21 protein-coding genes are annotated in these 23,590 nt (G+C 61.8%); 8 read left to right on the forward strand and 13 right to left on the reverse strand.

The window, feature by feature from the left end; genetic code table 11:
* Both SH809_16105 and SH809_16110 read right to left on the reverse strand, forming a co-directional pair.
* Positions 1–1,040: beta-propeller fold lactonase family protein (locus tag SH809_16105; protein MDZ4701235.1), on the reverse strand; the 1,040-nt coding region annotated here is incomplete at its 3' end.
* Positions 1,041–1,306: 266 nt separating this feature from the next.
* Positions 1,307–3,718, reverse strand: coding sequence for a choice-of-anchor B family protein (locus SH809_16110; protein ID MDZ4701236.1), 2,412 nt, complete (start codon positions 3,716–3,718; stop codon positions 1,307–1,309).
* Positions 3,719–3,980: 262 nt separating this feature from the next.
* Between SH809_16110 and hemW the strand changes: the two genes are divergently transcribed.
* Both hemW and SH809_16120 read left to right on the forward strand, forming a co-directional pair.
* On the forward strand, positions 3,981–5,114 hold the full coding sequence (hemW, locus tag SH809_16115; GenBank protein ID MDZ4701237.1) for a radical SAM family heme chaperone HemW: 1,134 nt from the start codon (positions 3,981–3,983) through the stop codon (positions 5,112–5,114).
* Positions 5,115–5,205: 91 nt separating this feature from the next.
* A complete protein-coding gene (locus SH809_16120) occupies positions 5,206–5,982 on the forward strand; it encodes a DUF1080 domain-containing protein (protein ID MDZ4701238.1) in 777 nt (258 codons plus the stop codon).
* A gap of 5 nt (positions 5,983–5,987) precedes the next feature.
* Here SH809_16120 and SH809_16125 read toward each other — a convergent pair whose 3' ends face one another.
* Positions 5,988–6,530 (reverse strand): GNAT family N-acetyltransferase, encoded by a 543-nt coding sequence (locus tag SH809_16125; protein ID MDZ4701239.1) that lies wholly within the window; start codon positions 6,528–6,530, stop codon positions 5,988–5,990.
* A gap of 185 nt (positions 6,531–6,715) precedes the next feature.
* On the opposite strand from SH809_16125, the gene SH809_16130 reads away from it, so the two are divergent.
* The gene (locus tag SH809_16130; GenBank protein MDZ4701240.1) at positions 6,716–7,342 is read left to right on the forward strand and encodes a hypothetical protein; all 627 of its coding nucleotides are present in this window, start codon (positions 6,716–6,718) and stop codon (positions 7,340–7,342) included.
* Positions 7,343–7,416: 74 nt separating this feature from the next.
* Here SH809_16130 and SH809_16135 read toward each other — a convergent pair whose 3' ends face one another.
* The 8 genes from SH809_16135 to coaA all read right to left on the reverse strand — a co-directional run bounded on the left by SH809_16135 (position 7,417) and on the right by coaA (position 15,084).
* Complete coding sequence (locus tag SH809_16135; protein ID MDZ4701241.1) at positions 7,417–8,256, reverse strand: SDR family oxidoreductase; 840 nt, start codon at positions 8,254–8,256, stop codon at positions 7,417–7,419.
* An 80-nt stretch (positions 8,257–8,336) separates the two neighbouring features.
* A complete protein-coding gene (locus SH809_16140) occupies positions 8,337–9,428 on the reverse strand; it encodes an alanine racemase (GenBank protein ID MDZ4701242.1) in 1,092 nt (363 codons plus the stop codon).
* A gap of 17 nt (positions 9,429–9,445) precedes the next feature.
* Positions 9,446–10,141, reverse strand: coding sequence for a hypothetical protein (locus SH809_16145; protein MDZ4701243.1), 696 nt, complete (start codon positions 10,139–10,141; stop codon positions 9,446–9,448).
* A gap of 117 nt (positions 10,142–10,258) precedes the next feature.
* Positions 10,259–12,154: a hypothetical protein gene (locus SH809_16150; GenBank protein ID MDZ4701244.1), complete on the reverse strand. Its 1,896-nt coding sequence runs from the start codon at positions 12,152–12,154 to the stop codon at positions 10,259–10,261.
* A complete protein-coding gene (locus tag SH809_16155) occupies positions 12,145–12,435 on the reverse strand; it encodes a hypothetical protein (protein MDZ4701245.1) in 291 nt (96 codons plus the stop codon). The genes SH809_16150 and SH809_16155 overlap by 10 nt, the downstream gene beginning before the upstream one ends.
* 20 nt (positions 12,436–12,455) lie before the next feature.
* Positions 12,456–12,923: a RidA family protein gene (locus SH809_16160; protein ID MDZ4701246.1), complete on the reverse strand. Its 468-nt coding sequence runs from the start codon at positions 12,921–12,923 to the stop codon at positions 12,456–12,458.
* Between the two features lie 75 nt (positions 12,924–12,998).
* A complete protein-coding gene (locus SH809_16165; GenBank protein ID MDZ4701247.1) occupies positions 12,999–14,138 on the reverse strand; it encodes a membrane dipeptidase in 1,140 nt (379 codons plus the stop codon).
* Positions 14,139–14,151: 13 nt separating this feature from the next.
* Positions 14,152–15,084 carry a type I pantothenate kinase gene (gene coaA / locus SH809_16170; protein MDZ4701248.1) on the reverse strand — a complete coding sequence of 311 codons (933 nt, stop codon included), beginning with the start codon at positions 15,082–15,084 and terminating at the stop codon, positions 14,152–14,154.
* A gap of 251 nt (positions 15,085–15,335) precedes the next feature.
* Here coaA and SH809_16175 point away from each other — a divergent pair, with 251 nt between their 5' ends.
* Together SH809_16175 and SH809_16180 are read left to right on the forward strand one after the other, a co-directional pair.
* Positions 15,336–15,623, forward strand: a complete 288-nt coding sequence (locus SH809_16175; protein ID MDZ4701249.1) for an autorepressor SdpR family transcription factor — start codon at positions 15,336–15,338, stop codon at positions 15,621–15,623.
* Positions 15,610–16,290, forward strand: a complete 681-nt coding sequence (locus SH809_16180) for an SdpI family protein (GenBank protein ID MDZ4701250.1) — start codon at positions 15,610–15,612, stop codon at positions 16,288–16,290. Before SH809_16175 ends, SH809_16180 begins: the two co-directional genes overlap by 14 nt.
* Before the next feature lie 31 nt (positions 16,291–16,321).
* Here SH809_16180 and SH809_16185 read toward each other — a convergent pair whose 3' ends face one another.
* Positions 16,322–17,437 carry a 3-deoxy-7-phosphoheptulonate synthase gene (locus tag SH809_16185; protein ID MDZ4701251.1) on the reverse strand — a complete coding sequence of 372 codons (1,116 nt, stop codon included), beginning with the start codon at positions 17,435–17,437 and terminating at the stop codon, positions 16,322–16,324.
* Positions 17,438–17,931: 494 nt separating this feature from the next.
* Here SH809_16185 and SH809_16190 point away from each other — a divergent pair, with 494 nt between their 5' ends.
* Positions 17,932–19,182, forward strand: coding sequence for a DEAD/DEAH box helicase (locus tag SH809_16190; GenBank protein ID MDZ4701252.1), 1,251 nt, complete (start codon positions 17,932–17,934; stop codon positions 19,180–19,182).
* A 96-nt stretch (positions 19,183–19,278) separates the two neighbouring features.
* Here the strand turns inward: SH809_16190 and SH809_16195 are convergent, their stop codons facing one another.
* Positions 19,279–19,857, reverse strand: coding sequence for a TetR/AcrR family transcriptional regulator (locus SH809_16195; protein ID MDZ4701253.1), 579 nt, complete (start codon positions 19,855–19,857; stop codon positions 19,279–19,281).
* A gap of 614 nt (positions 19,858–20,471) precedes the next feature.
* Here SH809_16195 and SH809_16200 point away from each other — a divergent pair.
* Complete coding sequence (locus tag SH809_16200; GenBank protein ID MDZ4701254.1) at positions 20,472–22,706, forward strand: T9SS type A sorting domain-containing protein; 2,235 nt, start codon at positions 20,472–20,474, stop codon at positions 22,704–22,706.
* A gap of 221 nt (positions 22,707–22,927) precedes the next feature.
* Positions 22,928–23,590: hypothetical protein (locus SH809_16205; GenBank protein ID MDZ4701255.1), on the forward strand; the 663-nt coding region annotated here is incomplete at its 3' end.

A 23,590-nucleotide genomic window follows, 5' to 3' on the forward strand; every position in this document is an offset into this window, starting at 1 on the left:
GCGTGCGCCTGAGGGTCCGCGCCGGTGGCCGGCGTGGCGGGCATCGGCATCGTGTGCCCACCGGCGAGGTTACTATTGGCGACAAAGACGCGCCGGCCATCGGCCGAGACCACGCTGCCGTCGGGTTGTGAAATCCCTTCTCCCTCGATGGTCGTGACGATCTCGAGCGATTCCATGTCGACGACGGTCACGACGTCGGCCATCTTATTGCCGATGTAGACATACCGGCCGTCCGGTGTGAAAGCGGGGTGCCACGGGGCCATCCGCATATCCATGGTCTTGACGACACTCAGTTCCGGCGTCTTCGTCACATCGTACACAAAAAACTTCGCGCTCAGCTCGCCGCCGACGACGAGCCGGGTGCCATCCGGCGAGAACGCGAACTGGACGAAGGCATGGATCGGGCCCTCGATGTCGTGCAGGGCGATCTCCTCCGTCTCGATGTTGTAGGTGATAAACCGGTTTTCGGACATGCTGCCGGCGAACACGAATGTACCTTGCGGATCCACCGCGAGGGCATGCGGGCGGGCAATAAACACATCGACTTCCTCGATCGACATATCTTCCCGATTCACGACACCCATCCGTTTGGGCGGATTCACGGCCGTCATCGAACGCGCCACGTACAGCGTATTTCCCGTGGGGTGGAGGGCCAGCATACCCGGCGTCTCGAACTCGGCCTGAGCGACGAGCTCGTTGGACCGGTTAAACTTCAGGATGCGATTCGCCCCGATGAGCGTCACGTACCAGAAGGAGCCGTCGGGTTCGACGACGATGTGGTGCGGTTTCGCGTTCGCGGTGAAGCCCAGCGCCGTAAGATCGACGGTGGCGACGAGTTCCAGACTTTCGCTGTCGATCACCGACACCGCGGCGCTGCTCTGGTTGCAGATGTAGACATACGCCGGCTCGAGGCGGAGTGGGGCCACGGTAAGGGCGGCCGGCTCAGCGACCGCGGGGCCACTCTGTGCACAGGCGGACACGACAAACAACGATGCCAGCACGAAGGCGCCGACCAATTGCGAAGCGAATCGGTTGATCATAAGGTCCCTGAAAGAAAGTAGTACGTTCAAGGTCAAAGGTTCAGAAACTGTTGAGATTTCCACAACCCGAGGCAAAGTCATCCCCGCGAAGGCGGGGATCCAGCCCTCAGACTGGCATTTTTCTGGGTCCCCGCCTGCGCGGGGATGACTTGCTCACTATGCAAAACGCAAATCTCAACAGTTTCTCAAGGTTCAAAGTCAAATGTAAAAGGTATTTTCCACCTTAAACAGTAGCCCTTGAACCTTGAACCTCAAACCTTACACCCCTAAATGTCTAGATCCTGCGTTTTGAGCAGGAAGAGCCCTTCGCCGATGCTTGTCACCGGGATGACGCCGCTCTTGAAGTACGGGTAGGTGCTCCAGGCGCCGCCAAAGCTAACGCCCTCTTCGTTTGGCGTCGTGTCGAAATGGCCCCATTCCACCGGGTTGGCCGGGTCCGTGATGTCCAGGATACGCAGGCCGCTGGTGTAGTTCGCCAGGTACATGTAGTTGCCCTTGACGTAGAGGTTGTGGTCGATCGACTCCGTCGAGTGCATGAACTCCTTCACGAGCTGGGGGTCGTCGAGGTCTTCGAGATCCCATACGAGCGTTCGCGTGTGCGAGACGTTACCGCCCATTTCATCCAGTTCGTCGTTCATGTAGAAGTAGCGCTGGTCGTCGGTGAACCAACCCTGGTGCGCGTATCCCACGTTCGGGTAGGTCGCGCGGGCGAGGGCGACGGTGTTCTCCTTATCCGTGACGTCGGCGATGCTAATTGCCGTTTCATTCGAGCCGACGCAAATTTCCTTGCCGCGGTGCTCGGTATCCGGACCCTGGTAGACGACGCACTGGGCATCGTGCGAGTAGCCCGTGCTGGCGCGGCCCGTGGTGGGGTCGGAGAAGCAGCCGGCGAACGTCGGGCTGGCCGGCTCGCGGATGTCGATCATGTGGAGCCCGCCGCCGCAGGTTTCGCCGCCCGAGCTGCTGCCGACGGCGTAGGCGAAGCCGGTTTCTTCGTTGATGACGATGTTGTGCGCGCTGGCGATGTTCGTATAGAGCGCATCGGGCTCAAAGGTCACGGGCATGTCAGCCGGCTTGACGTCGCGCACCTGGCGGAGGTCGAGCACCTGCATGCCATGTTCCGCCGCGCCGTCGGCGACGACAAACACGTGATCCTTGTACACCTTCATATCCCGCCAGGTACTGGCCGGCGAGTTGGCGGTCTTGGGTAGATCTCCCACAAACACCGGGTTGTGCGGATTACTGATTTCTACGATGGAAAGGCCATCCGTGCGGCCGGCGAGGACATATTCCTTGCCCGTCTCCGAGTCGGTCCACCCCCATACATCGTTCATATTCGAGCCGCGCTGGCTGCTGAGGCTTTTGATCGGCACAAACGACATCAGGTCCACTTTCTCGCAGGTGAAGATGTCGGAACTGCCTTCGGAGCAATCGACCTTGGCGCCCGTGACCGCCTCCATGCTGATCACCTCCGCATAGAAAAACGCCTTTTCTTCCCAGGCGCCGCTTTCGGAATTCCGTTCGAAGATGGTCGCGATGCCCTCGCCATTATCAGCGCCCGGCGATCCGATGGCTGCAACGGCGCCGTTGACCGCGATGGTCGACCCGAAGCCATGGCCGCTGACCGCCTGTTCGCCGCGAATTTTGGTAGCGCCCGTCCACTGCAGGTTTTCAGTGATCGCGTGCGCGTAGACGACGCCAGTGAACTGATCGGCCCCCTGGGCGCCGACGAACACCTGATCGTCGGTGATCGCTATGGACGCACCGAAGCCGAGACGCTCCGAGCTATCGAAGGGGACGAGGGTCGTGCCCAACTGCCACTCACCCGAGGCGTCATCCTTCTGGTACACATACACCGCACCCGTAAAGCCATCGATGCCCGGGGCGCCGATAAACAGATGCTGTTCCGTGATGGCGATGGCGGCTCCAAACTGGGCGTTTTCGCTCAGGCTATCGGCCTCAAGTTTCGTCTGTTCTTTCCACGAGTCGGAGGCTGAATCGTAGGCGAACACGTAGGCCGCTCCGCGCCCATTTCCTTTGACGGGCGAACCCACGACCAGGAGATCTCCTGCAGTCGCCAGGGTCAACCCGAATAGATCCCCTTCCACGGTTTCCGCGGCGGAGAACACCGAATGCTGTTGCCACGCGTTGCCCTGTTTCTTAAACGCGTATACGGCGCCAGTCTGCTTGTTGCGGCCGGCGGCCGAAGCAATCACGAAGTCGCCGGCCACGCCCAGCGCGCGCCCAAAGGCGACGCCTTCCGTAGCATCTTCGGGGGACAAGACGCCGGTTTCTTTCCACGCACTCTGCGCGTCTTTCTCGAACACATAGGCAGCGCCTGTCGTATTTGCGTAACCCGTCGCGCCAACGATCAGCATCGATCCATGGGTCGCCATGGCGCGGCCGAAGTTGTCCCCAGCCATGCCGTTGGAAGCGATGAGGCGGGACGCTTCCATCCAGGAGCCGTTCGACGAACGGGTATACCGGTAGATCTCGCCAGCGGCATTGCCACTGCGGGACGAACTGACGAACACTTCGTCCGCAGCTACGGCGACGGAGCCGCCAAATGCAGCGACGGCGGCTTCGGTGGTTTCAGACCGCATCGACTGTGCTTGCGCCGCGCCGGCGAAGCAGGCTGCTAGCGCGAGGGGCAACAGCAGAAAGTATCGATTTTTCATAGGTTAGATCAGGTTTTCGGAACGTACACTCTTCTCTTTCAACTCGCAGGCACACCAATTATTGCACGCTTCCCAGATGCTCTTTGCGGGGAAATGAGGATGCGCGGCGCCGACCTGACGATGACAGGGAAGATGACCTCAATCGTATATGGGTGCGATTCAGGCCTCCTTTAACGGGGCTTTCCACCGAAAGATGCACCTGCCGGTTGAACGAACCGACAGCCGCGACTGCCGTTCTATGCCCACCCGAAAACGTGCGCACATGGCTGGCATCTACCTCCACATCCCGTTCTGCAAACAGCGGTGTGTCTACTGCGATTTCTACTTCGTGACGACCGTCCGCGACCCCGCGCCGTTTGTCGACGCCCTCTGCCGTGAGATAGCCGACTATGGCGAGCGCTTTGGAGGCCGCGAGCCGATCGACACGATCTACGTTGGTGGCGGCACGCCGTCCCTGCTGGCGCCGGACGATGTCGCCCGCATCCTTTCCGCCCTGGGCGATCACTTTGACACGCGCGGGGTGCGGGAGACGACGTTCGAGCTCAACCCGGACGACGGCACGCCGGCGTACCTCGATGCGATCCGTTCCGCCGGCGTCGACCGTCTTTCCATCGGGATCCAGTCGTTTTTCGAGGAGGATCTCCGGTGGATGAACCGGGCGCACTCGTCCACCCAGGCGCGGGCCATCGTACCCATGGCTCGTCAAGCCGGCTTCACGAATTACTCGATCGACCTCATTTTCGGCCTCCCGGCTCAGCCGCCCGATCGCTGGCATGCCAACCTGAATATCGCGTTGGAGTTGGAGGCGCCCCACCTCTCTACGTACGGCCTGACGGTGGAGCCGCGCACACCGCTCGGCAATCGAGTCAAACGAGGCGTCGAACCCGTCGCGACGGAAGAGGTTATGGCAGAACGGTATCGCGAAACGATGCATCGACTGCGTACGGCCGGCTACGACCAGTACGAAATCTCGAGCTTCGCGCTCCCCGGGCGTCATTCGCGCCACAACCAGCTCTACTGGCGTCATGCGAACTACCTGGGGTTCGGGCCTGCGGCTCACGCCTTCTGGTGGGACGAGTCCGGCCCCCGCCGGTGGGCCAACGCCCGAAGCCTCAGACGCTACCTGGAGACCGGCGGACAGGCCGTGGATATGGAGGAGGCGCTTGATCCGGATACCCTGGCCAACGAATACATCATGCTTCGGCTTCGAACCCGGGAGGGGCTCGACCTCGTCCGGCTGCGCGAGCGGTATGGGCGCGACCTCGCCGGCTCGCATACGGCGGATCTGGCGCGTTTCGCTGCGGAAGGGTGGGTGGAGTTCTCGGAGAGTCACCTTCACCTGACGGACGCTGGCTTCCTCCTTTGCGATGCCCTCACGGTAGCGCTTATCACCTAGAAAGCGCTTTTAAAATCCGTTTCCACAGAGTATCCTTATAGGGTCGGACACCTGTCCGGACCCAAGCCCCTTCATTCAACCTGACTCAACCATGAAGCGTCTGAACCCTTCTTTACCCTGGCTCGCCGCGCTCGCGCTCGTCCTGTCGTTTTCGCCCGGGGCCCTCGCACAAACGGGCGTGGGTACCGCGCCTGCCGCCGGCGCGGACATCCTGTTCGACGGCTCCCGCCAATCGCTCGACGAAAACTGGACCTACTGGGAAGGCCCCTGCTTCGTAGCGGCGCTGCCGATCAAGTGGAACATCGTCCAGGACCAGTTCGATGGCACCGGCCCGGTGCTCTCTTCGAAGGACCCCTACTCAACGACCTATGGCGAGGCCGATATCGTCACCAAAAAGGCGTACAAGGACTTCAGGCTGCACGTCGAATTCCTTATTCCGCGCGCCAGCGGCAACAGCGGCGTCTATCTCCAAAATCGCTATGAAATGCAGGTCGTGGAAGGCGAAGATGGCGTGCACGGCATGGCGGCTGTGATCAACGAAAAAGAAGCGCCGTACGAACTCTTCAACGGCCTTCAGAAATGGAACGCCTACGATATCCAGTTCCGCGCCGCGCGTTTCAAGGACGGCAAGCGGACGGAGCCGGCAATGGTGACGATGTACTTCAACGGCACCAAGGTGCACGAAAATGCGCCGATCAACCAGGTCTGGGGCGGCATCTGCTCGGCCATGAACGGCGCGAACGACGGCGGCAAGGGCATCACCGATACCCCGGGCGGCCTGAAGCTCCAGGCGGAAGGGCACGACGTGCGCTACCGAAACATCTGGATGATGGAGAAGGACTTCGCGACGGCGGACACGAACTTTTAACGAGGTCACGGAAGGGCGTCCGACCGATCGATGCCGTAAAGCACAACCTCCAAATCGGGCAACCGGTGGCCGAGTTGTTTACCGGTCGCTATCCCCTCATACGCCATCCCCAACTTCTCCATCACCCGTCGAGAGGCCAGATTCCCCGGAAGGGTGATCGCCTTCACCCCCGACTGATCGAGTTCCGTAAACGCATAGTGGATCGCCATCCGGCCGGCCCGGGTGGCGATCCCCTGCCCCTGAAACGCTCGCATCACCCACCAGCCCACCTCCAGATGGCTCGTCGTGCCCAGAGGCTGGAGGCCGGCGACCCCGATCACCTCGTCCGTTTGTTTTTGTACCAGCGCGCCCATGCAAACGCCGGCGGCATCCAGGTGGCGTTGTTGTCGGGCAAAAAAGTCGTCGTTCATGGCGTCGGTCCAGGGGATACCGTCCGACATGTAGCGCATCATGACCGGATCCGCCGTCATGGCGCAAAACGCCGGCCGATCCGTGGGCTCGTGCCAGGGGCGGATCAAGATACGGTCGGTCTCAATCGTAAATCGCATGGGAAACGCAGGTCTTCCTCAAGCCCGATCCACATCTTTCGTGAGATCAAGGACGGCGGAGAAACGATTCTCCGCCGCATCTCGTCTCAGGACACGTCGGGCGACGGCATGATACATAAGAGCGAGTGCCAGGACGAGCGGGGCGTCCGGGAAAGAAAGGGGCTCGCCTGCCGACGCTGGCGCACGTGCTCGGCGATGCGAAAACCCGTTGGGAGCGTGTTCAACTGGCCTACTGGTATGGCGGCGGCGCCTACGAACTTGAAATGACCAGCGGTTGCGCGCTCTGGCACCATCACGGAAAGCCCGTTGTACCGCTACGCTGGGTGTTGGTGCGCGATCCGGTCGGAAAGCAGAAGCCGCGGGCTTTCCTCTGTACCGATCAGCAGGCCAGTCCCCAGGATATCCTCGCCTGGTTCGTACGTCGCTGGTCGATGGAGGTCACCTTTGAGGAGACACGGCGCCATCTGGGCGGGGAAACACAGCGCCAGTGGGTGGAAACACAGCGCCAGTGGGTGGAAACACAGCGCCAGTGGTCGGACAAGGCGATCCTGCGCACGACGCCCTGCTTGCTCGGACTCTTCTCGCTCGTGACCCTGATGGCGCAACAGCTACATACCCGCCATCAGCCTACCCCGACAAGTACCGCCTGGTATGAGAAAACACTCCCAACCTTCTGTGACTCCCTTGCCAGCGTACGGATGGTGCCCTGGAGGCATACCGGTTTTTCAATGTCGCATTCCAAGACCGACATGTTTATAATCCCTCGTCCCCTATTCGATCGCCTGACAGTAGCTCTAGCCTACACGGCATAGGGACAAAGTCGAGATAAGGAACGAGCATACTGGCCGTCGCACGTGGAGAGCGACAGTAGGCCAGTGCAAAATTTTTACGCCTCCCGCTCCGCCGGCTGTAGCTTCGCCTGCCGGAAATCGTGAACAGTCTTCCGTTTTAGCGGCGTGACAAGGCTCGGATTCATCCGGCTCAGCCAGGAAATGATGCGCGCGTGCAGTGGGAACACGATCATGGGGAGATTTTTCGTGAGCCCGTCGATCACCGCCTCGGCCGCCTTTTTGGGCTTCATCGCGCCAAAGGGGATCTTCTTGATGACGTCCTCCGGCCGGACGCCCCGGTATTCCGCCCGCTCATAGATCTCTTTCTGGAGATATCCCGGGCACACGGCGCTCACCTTGATGCCATAGGTAGCCGCCTCCTCGCGAAGGGACAGGGAGAAGCCGATCATCGCGCTTTTAGAGGAGGCGAAGGGCGCCAGAAAGGGAGCGCCGATGAGGCCGGCCACCGAGGCGGTATTCACGATGTAGCCGGATTTCTGCCGCTGCATCACCTTGAACGCCGCCGTAGCTGCGTACACCGCGCCCCAGAAGTTGACGTCGAACACGCGATGCCAGTCGGTGATATCCAGGTCGTCGACCTCGCCGCAGATCGTGATGCCGGCGTTGTTGAAGAGGTAATCCAGCCGGCCGTATTCATTCGCCACCTGCTCGACCAGTTCCTCCACGGCCCGCTTGTCCGTCACGTCCAACGGTACCGCCTTTGCATGCCCCTCCTTCTCCTCGATCAGCCGAACGGTCTCGGCCGCTGCTGCCTCGTCGATGTCCGCCACGACAACGTTGGCCTTGTGGTGCGCCAGTTCGAGGCACAACGCCCGTCCCAATCCCGCGCCCCCTCCAATGACCAGGGCGCTGTTGTTTTTGAATAGATGCTGCATACGAGTAGGTTACAAGCTGGACGGGGGCGACAATGCGGCGCCTGTTTTCAGCGCACGGAAGTGAATATACAACAGGCCAACTAAAACACCCTTCCCCTCGCATCCACCTCGAGCGCCTCGACGGGTTCGCCGGCGCGGGCCCAGTAGACGCGGTCCTGCAGGTTGATGCAGGGGCAAATATGATTGGGGATGATGGTGAGCCGGTCGCCCACCTTCGGGCGGGAGAAATACCGGGTGAGGTCGATCTGACCGTGTTCCTCGGTGAGCTTTTCGATGCGGGCCTCGGGGTATTCGATCACATAGCCGTAGCCGCTGTCCGGCGCCGGCCCGCAGAGGTCGCTTGTAAGCGTTTTGCTGCCGGCATCCACAACCACTTGCCCCGGCACGGCATCGCTGACGACAGTGCAGACGATGTGTGCGGCACATTCGTCGAGCGAGACGTAGCCGCCGCGCACCGTGTTCATGTCGTTGAAGATGTAGGTGCCCGGACGGATTTCAGTGGCGTGATGGATGTAGTGCGATTGGTAGGCGGTCGGGGTGGAGCCTCCCGAGACGATCTTCGCCTCCAGGCCCTGGCGGGACCACAGGGCGATCGTCTCGCCGAGCAACGCGTCGATGCCAGACAGGATCGCGGGTTGGGTGTCCGCCGGCGACTTGATGTGGCCGGGATAAAACATGATGCCGTCGAGCCGGAGGCCCGGGAGGGCATCGACCTCCTGGGCCAGTGTCAGGGCGGCCCCGGGCGTCTGCACGCCGGTGCGGCCGAGGCCCACGTCGAGGTCGACCAGGATCCCAATCGTCGAGCCCACCGCGGAGGCCGCGCCGGACAACACGCCAGCGGCGTACAGGGAATCGACTCCCACGCGGATGGTCGTCGAAAGCGCCAGATGGGCCAGCAGTGCGCACCGCTCCGGCTGCACGGCCGGGTAGGCCATGAGGATGTCGCCGGCCAGCCTGGCCATCACCTCGGCCTCGCCCGGCTTGGCGACGGTTAGCCCGATCGCGCCGGCCTCCAGCTGGAGCGCCGCGAGATGGAGCGATTTATGGGTTTTGATGTGTGGCCGGAGCCGCAGGTCGTTCGCCCGGGCATAGGCGGCCAAGCTCTCGATATTCTGCTGGACGATGCCGGCATCGATCGCGATGAAGGGAGTGGGAATCGCTGCATCCGTCACAGGTCGGTCCTCTTCGTTCAGGTGCTGACGCCGGCTTCGATCTCCAGACCGAGCAAGTCCCGGCCCTGATCCACGAGGCGGTTCACCTGCTCGAGCCCATCCATCGACTCCTGGCAAACCCGCCCCAGTTCTTCCAGCTTACCGCGGATAAAATTCGCCGAACCGATGATCTTCAACGCCTCCACGATGTCGTTCCCCAGCCGGATGCTCGCGTCCAGGTCGTCGAGGCAACGCTGTGCTTCCTGGGACTGGACATCGTACGCACGCTGTGTATCCTCAAGATACCCGAGCGTCTGGTCGCGAATAAACGGGTCGTTGATGGCCTGCGCCCGCAAGCGCAGTTGATCCAGCATCGGGTAATAATTCAGGTTCAAGTCGTCCAGGCTGACGCGAAGCTGGACGACCGCCACGTTCGCCTGCTCCCACTTCTCGATAAACGCCAGCGTTTCCTCCTCGTTGAACTGCATCTGGGCATTTAGCAGGATGTTCTGTTGCGAGGCGGCCGCCTCACCCATCACCTGCATCACTTCGCCCTGCTGGGTCTCCACCCCCTGAATCGCCTGGCTGAACCGTGCCGCCAGCGCGTTTTCGCCATTGGTGTTGGTAGCGGTGCATCCCCATTGCACGGCCAGAAATAACACGCCGGCCAGCGCCGAGGCGCCGTGTCGAGGGACGCGTTGATAGACAGTACCTCCATCCGACTGGCACTTCATATGGGCTCCAGGTTTGATGTTCGAGGTTCAAGGAAGGGGGCGCGTGCGACACGGCGAAGCGCGTTACCGCAAGGTCATTCGCCTGAAAAAATAGATCCCTGAGCCGCAAAATACGCACTATAACGCCGGCTTGCCAAAGAAGGTTTGCATCAGTTCCCGCGGTGGCGGCGGGGTTCCCAGGGTGAAGCCGACGGCGCCCAGCACTGACACGGCAAAGCCCCAGATGAGCGGGTCCAGCCCGGCCGGCCGCCAGGGCTGGAAAGCGCCCGTGAGCAGATACCCCGTCGCATACAACGCCAGGTACGCGCCAAATCCGCCCAACATCGCCGCGATCGCGCCGCCCCTGTTGAACCGTGGCCAGTAGAGCCCGAGCGCGACCGGCACCAGAAACGCCGACGCGAGCCCGCCCCCGCCGAATACGATGAGGTATTGCAACACGTTCGGCGGGTTGAGCGCCCCGAGCGTCGCCAGTCCGCCGACAGCGAGGGTGCACCCGTAACTGAGGGTCCGGATCCGGGCATCCGAGACGGTGGGATCGAGGTGTGTCTGGTAGACATCGCGCACCACCGACGAGGCGATCATCAGCATGAAGCTGTCGACCGTTGACATGGCGGCTGCGAAAGGGGCGGCGATAAACAGGCCGGCCAGCCACGGCATGGCCGCCGCATCCGCCAGGGTGAAGGCCATCAGGGGCATAATGCGATCGGCCGACTGGTCGATGCCCGGCACGAGAAGCCGCGCGCACACGAAGATCACGACCAGCGGGAGGTAGATGAGGGTGAAGTAGATCGACAACGCCGCGATGCCCCGCCGGAGCGCAATGGTGCCGTCAAATGCCATCAGCCGCACCATATTGCCTGGCTGGCCGGTCCCTGAAAGCGCCCAGAAGACAAAAAAGGAGAAGGCCAGACCAATTGGCAGAAAGCCGTCCGCGCTCGTCGGACTCGGCCCGGGAGGGGTCAGGTACACGCCCTTTGCGCCGGCGCCGTAGGCATACTCGCGCGACTCCCCCGCTACCGCTACCGCCCCGCCGGGCAACATCGGCGGTTGCCCGCCAAACGATGTGGCGACGGCTTCGACCTCCGCCGGCGTCGTGAGCTCCACCACCGGAACGGGTTCGGACACGGACGCCCCGGCAGGTACCAGCGCCGACCGGTTCGTGCGCATCCACCGAAGACCGCCGGCGCTGTCGGGCAGAGTGAGCCAGGTGTCTACCGGAATGAGCAGACCGGGCGCCTCCGCGGGAGCCGCCGTGGTGAACGCGACGTCGCCGAATCGGGGCGGGGTCATTTCCCCGATCGCCCGGGTCGCCCGGTCGAGGCCGCCGACCTGATGAAGCGTCAACATGAGCATGGTCAGCACGCCGATCACCATCACTCCGCCCTGGAGCATGTCCGTCCACACCACCGCCCGAAACCCCCCGAACGTCGTGTAAAAAACGACCAGCACCGCAAAAAACAGCAACGAAAGCACATATTCGGGGCTCTCTCCACCGGGAACGCCGCCGAGGAGATCCGCAAGGCCGACCGCCGCGAGGTGCATCGCCGGCAGCGTGCCCAGCACCTGCTCCAGGATGAGTGCCGCGAGTTTGAACTGGGGAATCAGGTATACCAGCAGCATCGTGGCGATCAACAGGGTGGCGATGAGCGCCAGCGCCGGACTCGCGAACCGAGCCCGTAAGATATCCGGCAGGGTGATCGCGCCGGAGATCCGCGAGAACTTATTGAGCTGCTTGCCGAGCAACCCCATGCCGCAGATCGGAAAGATCATGTAGCTGGCGATCCAGAGCGCGAGCGACCAGCCATGGGTGTAGATGAGCGCCGGGAAGCCGGCAAACGTGCCGGCCGACGCGCTCGTGGCGCCGTAGGTAAGCGCCAGCGCGAACATCCCCAGTTCGCGGCTGCCCAGAAAATAATCGCCCAGAAACCCTGTACGCCGGCGGCCGGCGCGGTGGGCGAGCCAGCCGAGCGCAAACACCATCAGGGTATAACTGGCAAAAACGATCAGCGCCACGGGAAGGGGGGCCCGTGGGGTGTCTCATCGGTGATACCGCGCAGCGCGAAGGCGATACTGAAGGCTGTCGCTGCCCCCCAGGGGACCGTCACGCCCCAGAACACCCACGCCGGCCACCCGAGCACACGGTCGTTGACGCCGGCGGGATGGTCGTATCCGAACAGGCCGGCGTAGCCGACCGTCCAGGCCATACACACGGCCCAGGCGAGCAGGATGAACCATGCCTCGCGACGCGCACGAAGAAAGGCCGGATCGGGGGTGAAGTCTGGCTCAGATTCCATAGGCTCGCGGGATAAACCGGTCAGGGCTTCAACTCGAGAATCATCTCGATTTCGGTGGAGGCGCCACGAGGCAGCTGCGCCATCCCGATGGCCGAGCGCGCGCCAACGCCGGCGTCGGGTCCGAACACGTCGATCAACAGCTGCGAGGCACCGTTCACGACCACGTGGGGCTCCGTGAAGTCGAGGTCGGAATTTACATAGCCGGTCACCCGCAACACCCGCGCGATCCGGTCCAGCGAACCCAGTTCCTGGATCACCATCCGCAGGTTATTCGCGGCGCACAGGGCCGCCGCGCGCTGGGCCTCTTCCACGCTCACCTGCGACGGCACCTTGCCGGGGCTGACGAGCTTACCATGCGCCACAGGAACGGCGCCGGACACATAAACCGTGGTGCCGTGAACCACGACAGGTTTGTAGATGGCGCCCGGGCCGGGAATATCGTTCAGCGGGTAGCCAAGTGCTTCGAGTTTTTTGTCGCGTTCTCCCATACGTTCAGCTAAATGAATGATCGAGTGCGAAAGAATATGGGCGATGGAAATTCGAATTGCAACCACGCCGCGCCGTCAACGCAACGCCTCCCCGAAGAAACGCAGCCAGTTGCCGTGGAAGACCGCATCGATGTCGGCCGGCGAAAAGCCGCGGGTTTCCAGGATGCCGGCCAGTCTCTGCAGATCTGAAATCGTCTCCAGATCCCCGGGCGTCTGCTCCGTCCCGAAGCCGCCGTCGAGGTCGCTGCCGATGGCCGCGTGGCGGGTATTGCCGGCGAGCGTGCACACCCGCTCGATGTGGTCCGCCACGGCACCCAACTCGACGACTGCCGGCGAGGTCTCCCCACGCACCCATCCGGGATACAACATCCAGGCATCGAGCGCTGCACCGATGACGGCGCCTCGCTCGATGAGCCGGCGGATCTGCGCGTCGGTCAGCTGGCGCTGGTGCGGAACGAGCGCCCGACAGTTGTGGTGACTGGCCAGCACAGGCCCCCCGAAGGCGTCGAGCGCCTGGTCGAAGCTCTCGTCGGAAAGGTGCGTGACGTCCAGAATCATCCCCAACCGATCAAACACACGTAGCAGTTCGAACCCTCGGGTGTTGATCGGGCCTTCGACGCCCGTCCCGGCGGCATATTGCCCCAGGCCGTAATGCGTGAGGCCGGCGGCCCGAAGTCCATCCTCCCACCAGGCTTCCGCCTGTTCGGGACGGACCATCGGGTCGCACCCTTCCATGCTCAGGATGATGCCCGGCACCCGCGTCGCGCCGGCCTCCCAGGCCTGCCAGTGGGCGCGCAGGTCGGCGGCCGTACGCAGCATTCGCAGGCGGCCGTCTTCCTCTAGTTGCCGGTAGTAGGCCCGCTGGGCCTGAGCGGCCGCGTGGGCGATGGCCGGCGTGGCGTGTTCGAGGTCGGTGCGTTTATATCCGGGTTGCGGCGTCTGCGCCGCACCGCTGCGCGCGAGGAGCGTCGCCACACATACGGCAACGCCGGCCGCCGCCAGCTCGGGCAGCGAGGTCGTGCAGCGTCCCCGGCCGGGCACATCGGTCATGTGCGCCTCGCAACGGCGCAGTTCAGTGATGGAGAGCGTCAGATCGCGGTTGTAAGACACCGCGTTCCACGCCAGGTCCAGGTGGGCGTCGAAGAGGAGGCGCATGTTGGCGTGTGCGAGTGTGGGGGTGTGGGAGTGTGGGAGTGTGGGAGTGGGTTCTCCCATACCCCCACACCCATTATAGCTTCCTCAACCGTACCTCCTCCACCGCATGCCCGGGGCCTTTGCGCAGGACGAGGTCCGCGCGATCCCGGGTGGGGGCGATGTTTTCGGTGAGGTTACGGGCGTTGATCTCGCGCCAGATTGTCTGGGCAAAGGCGTCAGCCTCCTCCATGGATAGCGTCGTGTACCGGTGAAAGTACGACGACGGATCGCGAAAAGCGGTCCGGCGGAGGGTATGAAATCGTTCAAGAAACCACTGCTCGATGAGTGCAGGGTCGGCGTCGACGTAGATCGAGAAATCAAAAAAGTCCGACACATACACCGGAGGCCGCCCCTCTGCCGGCAGGCGCGGCGTCTGGAGGACGTTGATCCCTTCGAGGATCACGATGTCGGGCTGCCGGATGTCGAGCCGCTCTCCGGGCAGGATGTCGTACGTATGATGCGAGTAGATGGGCGCCTGGACGACGGGCTCGCCGGCCTTGAGCGCGGCCACAAATGCGACGAGTTGACGTTGATCGTAGCTTTCCGGAAATCCCTTGCGCTTCATCAGTCCCAGCGCCTCAAGCTTTGCGTTCGGGAAGAGAAAGCCGTCGGTCGTGACGAGATCCACCCGAGGGTGGTCCGGCCAACGCGAGAGGAGCGCCTGGAGGATGCGGGCCGTGGTGCTTTTTCCAACAGCCACGCTGCCGGCGAGGCCAATGAGATAGGGCACTTTCGCCGCTGAGTCGCCCAGAAACGTCGCGGTAGCCCGGTGCAAACGCTGGACGGCCGCAACGTAGAGGTTCAGCAGGCGCGAAAGCGGCAGGTAGACCTCGACCACTTCGCCGAGCGAGAGGTCCACGTTGAGCCCACGCAACTGCTCCAGATCCACCTCCGATAGGGTCAGCGGTGTATCTTCGCGCAGGGCGGCCCATTCAGGGCGGGCGAAATGGATGTAGGGGGAGTTCAAGGAAAAAGGGAAAAGGAAAAAGGGAAAAGGGAAAAGGGAAAAGGGAAAAGGGAAAAGGGAAAAGGGAAAAGGGAAAAGTTGAATTGTGAATACGACGGATGGTTGCTGGGCGTTCGGTGCCATTTCGGGTACCGTGCAACGTTAAACGCTGGCAACGCAACGCGAAACACCCGGCCTGGAAAAAGTTCTTGTCGCCCCGCAACCGATGCGACAACCGGGCGTATCAATTAGACAATTGACTAAATATCAAAATGAACACCGTCTTCAAAGCGCTGAACGACCCGACGCGGCGGGCGATCCTGGACATGCTGAAGCGGGCGGACCTGACGGCCGGCGAGATCGCCGATGCGTTTCAGATCAGCAAGCCGAGCATCTCGCATCATCTGGATCTCTTGAAGCAGGCCGGCCTGATCGATGCCGAGCGCGAGGGGCAGTTCATCCGGTACTCGCTCAACACCACCGTGCTCGACGACACCTTGAAGTGGTTGTTGACGCTCACACAATCTAACGGGGATTCGAACCACCATGAAGCTTCGTGAATTGATCAAGTCCGACTGGCCGGCGTGGCTGGTTGTGGGCCTGCCGTTTGTCGTACTGGCTGTGGTGTGGGACCGCCTCCCGGCCGAACTGCCCATGCACTGGAACATGTATGGCGAAGTCGACCGCTACGATGCGAAGGGTTTTGGTGCCTGGATGATCCCGCTCCTCGGGCTGGGGATGTATGTGCTGATGCTGGCGATTCCCTGGATGGACCCCAAGCATCGGATCGACCCGGGCCAGAAGGGGGTGAAGGCCTTTCGGCTGATCATTCCTGCGATGATGACCGGGATGTTCGGCATCGTCTGTCTGAGTTGGCTCGGGTATCCGATTAACACGTCCAGCGCCGTGTACCTGTTGCTGTGCGTGCTTTTTCTGGCGATGGGCAACTTCATGGCTACGATGAAGCCCAATTATTTCATCGGGATTCGCACGCCCTGGACGCTCGAATCCCCCGAAAACTGGCGCAGGACGCATCGACTCGGAGGAAAATTATGGGTCTTCGGCTCTCTTGTGATGATCGTTTTATGGTTATTTCTGCCCGTTGGCGTCTACTTCTGGGTATTCATGGCCGGCGTGCTGACCATGTCCCTCGTTCCGGTCGGCTACTCGTTGGTGCTCTACCTCAGGGACAAACGGACGGCAGAGGGTTCCAGGTTCAAGGTGTAAGGTTCAAGGCGACTTCCTTGAACCTCGAACCTTAAACCTTAAACCGTTCCGTCAGCGCACGGCGTTTTTCGTAGGCCTCGCGGGCAATACGCACGTCTTCCAGGAAGTATGGCAGTTCTTCGAGGAGCAGCGCTTGGGGGCCGTCGACGAGCGCCTTACTGGGCTCCGGGTGGAAGTCCACCAGCACCATATTGGCCCCCGATATGATGCCTTGCGCGGTGACATGGAACAGATCCAGCATGCCATCTGGAGCCGCCTGGCGGGTGCCGACGGAGTGCGAAGGATCGACACAGACCGGTAGACGAGTGAGGCGTTTGAGGACCGGGACGTGGGCGAAGTCGACCATATTCCGGTGCGGGCTGGCGAACGAGGCCTTCATGCCGCGCAGGCAAAAGACGATGCGGGAGTTGCCGTAGGTGGCCAGGTATTCGGCCGCGTTGAGCGACTCGGCGAGCGAGATGCCGAAGCCGCGTTTGAAGAGCACCGGGTAGGTCTGCTGCCGGCCGATGAACTTCAGCAGCTCGAAATTCTGGGTATTCCGCGTGCCCACCTGGAGCATGACGCCGGTCGGTCGGCCGAGCCGCTCCAGCGCGGTGTCGATTTCCTCGATGTGGCTCTCGTGGGTGATCTCCATCGCAATCACCTTGATCCCGTACTTGCCGGCAAGCTCGAATACGTACGGCAGACAGTCCTTCCCGTGACCCTGGAACGAGTACGGATTCGTACGCGGCTTGTAGGCGCCCATCCGGGTACAGACCTGGCCGTGGGCCTGGAGGGCCTGCATCATCCGCTCGACGTGTTCGGCCGTGTCCACCGCACAGAGGCCGGCGAATATGTGCAGGTTGTCCTGATTGAAGGTCACGCCGTTGTAGGAGAAGCCGATCGAGCGTCGGTCGTCCTTGTGCCGGCCGATCATCCTGTACTCTTCCGAAATACGCACGACCCGCTCGACGGCCGGCAGCCCCTGGATGTCCTCGATCGCCAGCGCCGCCGTGTTGCCGATCAAGTAGATCTCCGTGAGCACCTGCAGTTCGCCGCTTACAAGGTGTTTCTTCACGTCGATGCCCGGAAGCTCGGTAAGGTGTTTCCAGGTGTGAAGAAAGGCGTCCGACGTCTCGTCGATATTCGGATGGAGGATAACAAGCATGATCGTTCGGTCAGGAAGCGGTGAGAGGGACAAAAAGGTACAGGTTTCCTCTTTCTGGATTCAAGCGGGTCCGATGAAGAATTGCCTCATGAAAGCCCTTCCAGGCGATAGAATGCCAGGAAGTGGGCTCAGGGTGAAAACAAAACCGCCGATACCTCGTGTAAGCCCCCATTCACACCGTTCCCGTCTACACCATTCGGAAGCGGCTTTTAGTTCACTGCTTTCCGGGATGTACTGGGGCGCGTCGTATTTGAGAAAGGACCAAGGGACTGCCCTGTGAACCAGGCGGCCCGTGCAGGAAATCGACGCGCCTGTTCTATTCTAGACGATTATTCGGTGCCACTCGCACCAGATTCCCTTCGTTCGGATAAAACCCATCGAGCATTTCGCGCCGGCATTCCGGTGCCGCGCAGTATCCTTTCTGCCTGACGCTCGATACCCTCCAGCGCGTCAATTGCGCCTTGCGCTAGCCGGATTCCTCTATCCAATTATACATGACCTTTGATCAGCTAAACCTGAGCCAGGACGTCCTGCGCGGCGTTCAGGCATCCGGTTATACGACACCTACGCCCATTCAGCAGGCAGCCATCCCCGTAATTCTCGCTGGCGACGACCTGATTGGTTGTGCCCAGACGGGCACGGGTAAGACGGCGGCCTTTGTGCTTCCGATCCTGGACCGCCTGCTCGCCGGGCCCCGCCCGCAGGGCCCGCGCCGCGTCCGTGTACTCGTCGTCACCCCGACACGCGAACTCGCGCTACAGGTAGACGAGGCCGTCCGCACCTACGGCAAGTTCACCCCATTCCGCAGCCTGCCGATCTACGGTGGCGTGGGCATGCAGCCGCAGTTCATGGGCCTTCGCAAGGGCGCCGACATCGTAGTCGCCACGCCGGGCCGGCTACTCGATCACCTCGAACGCGGCAGCATCTCGCTGGCGCACGTCGAGGCGCTCATCCTCGACGAGGCCGATCGGATGCTCGACATGGGCTTCATCAACGACGTTCGGAAGATCGTCGCCGCCACGCCCAAAAAACGGCAGACGCTGCTCTTCTCGGCTACGATGCACGGACCCGTTCGCCAGCTTGCGGACAGTATCCTGAACAAGCCTCAGTTCATCGAGATCGGACAGCGCCGCAACCCGGCCGACACCGTCGAACAGGCCGCCAGCCTGATCGACGAGGCGTCCAAAATCGACCTGCTCTTCCACGTGCTCGAAACCGACAACGTGAACAACGTCATCGTGTTCACACGCACGAAACATCGGGCCGACCGCATCACGCGCCGGCTCAACATCGAAGGCTACTCGGCCGTCGCGATCCACTCCAACCGAAGCCAGGCCCAGCGCCAGAAAGCGCTGGAGGGCTTTAAAAAGAGCCGTTATCGCGTCCTGGTTGCTACCGACATTGCCGCGCGCGGCATCGATGTGGACGGGATTTCGCACGTGATCAACTACGACACGCCGAACCTACCCGAGAGCTACATCCACCGGATCGGCCGCACCGGCCGCGCCGAGGCCACCGGCCGCGCCATCACGTTTGTGACGCGGGACGAACTGGACTACCTGCGCCAGATCGAATCCTACACCGGCCACAAGATCGAACGCGTGGCGTATGCCCCGTTCGCCGACCGCCACTTCGAGGAACCCCGTCGCTCCGAGCACAGCCATGCCCCGGAACGCGGCGCGCGGAATCACCAGAAACCGAGCGGCAATCGGCGTCGGCCGGAAGCAAGGGGGCAACGGAGGTAATGGATTAGCGATTCGTGATTAAGGATAAGCGATTAGCGATGGGGATTGAGTTCGTTCAATCCTTGATCGCTAATCGCTTATTCGTTTATTCGCTAATCATCCTCCCCGCAGGCTGCTCATAATCCGCTTCACAGCGTCCCGTTTCACCCGATCCGGGGCCATGCCGGGCGGGAAACGGTGGTGCAGCAGGCTGTAGACGACCCCATTCAGCATCGCGAAACACGCCGCGCAGGTGACACCCGCGTCCTCCACGGACGCCAGTCCCTGCGCGGCGCTTTCGCGTAAGGCCTCTGCCGCCAGATCGTGTCCCGGCATCATCGGGTACCCCCGAGCCGGTCCATCCCCACCGGCGCCCGGCGCCATGACGAGGATTTCGAACAGCGCCGGGTTGTTGAGCCCGAACTCCAGGGATGTCCACAACAACGCCTCGAACCGCAACATCGGATTCGCGTGTTTACTGGCTATCTCCCTCGAAATACGGTAATGTAGCCGTATGCCCTCTTCGACAAGCGCCTCGACGATTTCCTCCTTGTTTCGGAAATAATAATACAACGTAGACGCCTTACACCCTACCTCAGCGGCGATCTTGCGCATCGAGACATGGTCGAACCCCTGCTCCAACAACAGCCGGCGCGAGGCATCCAGAACGGTGGCCTTAAATTCAGGTTGTTCCATGGGCGAGCCCGGAGAGCACGGTGATAGGGGGTGCCGATAGCATACTGCGCACCGCGCTATTGGTCAAGCGCCAGATCCCGGCCTATCCCAATTTTGCTTCCTACCTCGAACGATCACTCCCTCCCGTCTTCTCGCAGGACAACCTGACGCCCAACGCCACACCCCCGCACAAACCGACTCCAAGGGTGTTCCATATATAACCTATCTCCCCCGCTGGTTCTCCAGGCCAGCCGACGATGCACGCCTCCCCTTAGTCCTGACCCTGAGAGCACCCACGCGTCCCGTGAACGATGGGGTGGCTAACCCGCTGTCTCGATCAATTACATGGAATTACACGGACTCCGCTTCTCCAAGCGTTACAGACAGGCGACAGACTTTACAAATTGTTAACATTTAAGCACACATCCGCCATACACCTCACTGTTAGAATGTTGCATATTTGTCAGAAATCCTCCCTACGTGTTATAGGAATATTCCTACAAGCCGAAACACCTGGGGATTGATTGCCCCTCATAGGACGTCCTCTACTACGTCCAATCTGCAAGCTATTTTATTCACTCAGTACTGTACGCACCATGATGTCTACCCTACTAATGAAGGGGAGGGGGCATGTTATGCCAGCGCCCTCCGGTATCGCTTCGCGTTTTTCGAACTGGGCTCTCGTTATCCTGCTCGGAGCCGCCCCACTCGCTTCCCAGGCTCAGGATCTCTCGGTTGCGCGTCAATGGAACGACGAGCAGCTCGACGCCATCCGAGTCGATGTGGGTCGCCCAACGGTTCATGCCCGCAACCTCTTCCACGTCTCGGCCGTGATGTACGACGGTTGGGCCGCATACGACGAGACCGCCAAAACCTTTATCCTCGGCAACACCTTCGGCGGACACGCCTGTGATTTTGGCGGCGTTGCCGTGCCAGCCGATGTGGCCGCCGCGCGCGACGAGACGATCAGCTTCGGCGCCTACCGCATCCTCTCGCACCGGTTTTCGCTGTCTCCAAATGCAGCCACGTCCCATGCGCGCTTCGATGCACGCATGGATTCGTTGGGCTACGATATAACGAACACGTCGACGGACTACGCCACGGGTGGCCCGGCCGAGCTGGGCAACTATATCGCGCAGTGTATGATCGACGCCGGCCTCGAGGACGGCTCGAACGAGCAGAATAACTACGCTTCGACGATCGGCTACGTGCCGACCAACCAGCCGCTAATCATGGACTGGACGGAGTCGCGCATCACCGATGCAAACTACTGGCAGCCGATCGCTCTGACCCATACCCTAAATGAGTTAGGGGAGCCTATCGCGGTAACACCCCAGGGATTCCTGACACCGCACTGGAGTTCAGTAGTACCGTTCTCGTTGGATCCTGACGATTTGGAGATGAAGGAGCGGCATGGCGTGATGTACCCGGTGTATAACTACCCCGGCGCCCCGCCGAAGTTGACCGAGGTAGGTAACGACGAGGAGTCCGAGTTCTACAAGTGGAACTTCGTTGTCGACATCATCTGGTCCTCGCACCTGGATCCGAGCGATGGCGTCATGTGGGACATTTCGCCGGCCTCGCGTGGCAACAACCCGTTCGACAGCTACCCGACGACGTTTGACGAATACAAGGCTTTCTACGACGAGCTCAACGGCTACGTCACCGCTGGCCTGGGCCATGCCGTAAACCCGTACACCGGACAGCCGTACGAATCCGAGATGGTTCCGCGCGGCGACTGGGTTCGTGTGTTGGCCGAGTTCTGGGCCGACGGCCCCCGGTCTGAAACGCCTCCCGGCCACTGGTTCACGATCCTCAACCAGGTGAACGAACATCCTGCTCTCGTCAAGAAGTTTGGCGGTGTGGGCGATGTGGTCGAGAACCTCGAATGGGACGTCAAGGGCTACTTCATGCTTGGCGCCGCCGTACACGATGTGGCGGTCACGGTGTGGGGCCTCAAGAGCTACGAAGACTACGTACGCCCGACTTCGGCCATCCGCGCGATGGCCGAACGCGGCCAGAGCACGATTGACTCGCTCGCGAACTACTCACCGGCCGGCATCCCGCTTTACGACGGCTACATTGAAGTCATCGAAGAGGGCGACCCGCTCGCCGGCGACAGCAACGAAAACGTCGGCAAGATCAAAATCTACGCCTGGCGCGGCGCCGGCGCGGTCGTGAACCCCGCGACGGATGTGGCCGGCGTGGACTGGATTCTGGCCTCCCAGTGGCGCCCTTATCAGGCGGCTACGTTTGTGACGCCTCCGTTCGCCGGCTATGTCTCGGGGCACTCGACCTTCTCCCGCGCGGCGTCGGAGATCCTGACGATGATGACGGGCGACGAGTACTTCCCGGGAGGCCTCGGCGAATTCCACTTCACGGCCAGCGACTACCTCGTTTTTGAGGACGGCCCGAGTGTGGACATGACCCTTCAGTGGGCGACCTACCGCGACGCGTCGGATGAGACGAGCCTTTCCCGCATCTGGGGCGGCATCCATCCGCCGATCGACGACGTACCCGGCCGCCGCATCGGCAAGGCGATCGCCGAGGACGTTTTCCTTGAAGCAACCCAGTTCTTCAACGGCACCGCCACCAGCGTCGATACGCCGGCGCTGGCGCAGGGCTTCGACGTCGACCTCTACCCGAACCCGGTCGGCGCCAGCCGCCGGCTCAACGTGGCGGTCGACGGCGGCAAGTCCGGCGTGACGCTCGAAGTGTTCAACGTCCTGGGCCAGGAGGTCCTCACCCAGCGTGCGCCGGCGTTCCAGAAAAACGTCTCGATCGACACGAGCAAGCTGGCGGCAGGTGTCTACCTGGTCCGCGTATCGGGTGACGAAGGCACCGTCTCCCGCCCGGTGACGATCCGGTAATTCGTCTCGTCTGTCCGTGAGGGGCATTAAAGGGGTAGCGGGTTCGCCTGCTACCCCTTTTTTTTACACCTCCCGGGGCCCCCTCACTCCCCCGAAAAGCCCGTTCACCCGGCCAGTGAGCCCACCCGGGGCAAGCGGCTGGCATTTATGGCGCGATCGTTTTTTATTGGGTCGGATTTTAGTAGGTTGATCGCCGTACTGCAAGCAAGCTCTGTATCGACATGACAGGTCCCACCTCACCCCCGGATGGACCGCGCAAGGACCGCTGGTTCGTCTCCCAGCCGTTGCGATGGGTGCTCCGAGTCGCCCTCGCACTGGCGGTATTCATGCTGGCGAATACGCTGTATTTGCTGGCGAATCGATTCGCGGATATTCTCGGCTGGACGTTTTTTGCCGCCGGCGAGACCTCGCTCCCGGCGCTCTTCCAGGCCATGGTGTTATCACACACCGGCATCGGCCTCCTCGCCGTGGTGTTGATGCTGGCGTTCGGTATCGGCCACCTGCCCCGGGTCTGGAAGCGCTACAAACGGCCCAGCGGGCTCACGGGCATTGCCTACATGGTGCTCGGCCTGATCCTGGCCGTCACCGGGCTATTCATCCTCTCATCCTCCGCCAGCCGCGACAATAGTTGGGCCTGGTGGCTGCACGTGGTCTGCGCCTTCGCCGCGCCAACCGCGTACGTCCTACACCGCCTCCGCAGCCGGAGCAACCGGCCGCAATCCATTGCACACTGGCGCTTTGGCGGTGCCGTCGCCTCGCTCCTCCTGGTTTTTGTCGTATGGCACAGCTTTACGAACCGAGACATTGTCCTCACCGACGAGGCCCGTATGGCGATGGCGCAGGGGCTCCATACCGGCCCCGGAGCACGCGATCGCAATCCGGCA

It is taken from the genome of Rhodothermales bacterium (assembly GCA_034439735.1).
Lineage (GTDB): Bacteria > Bacteroidota > Rhodothermia > Rhodothermales > JAHQVL01 > JAWKNW01.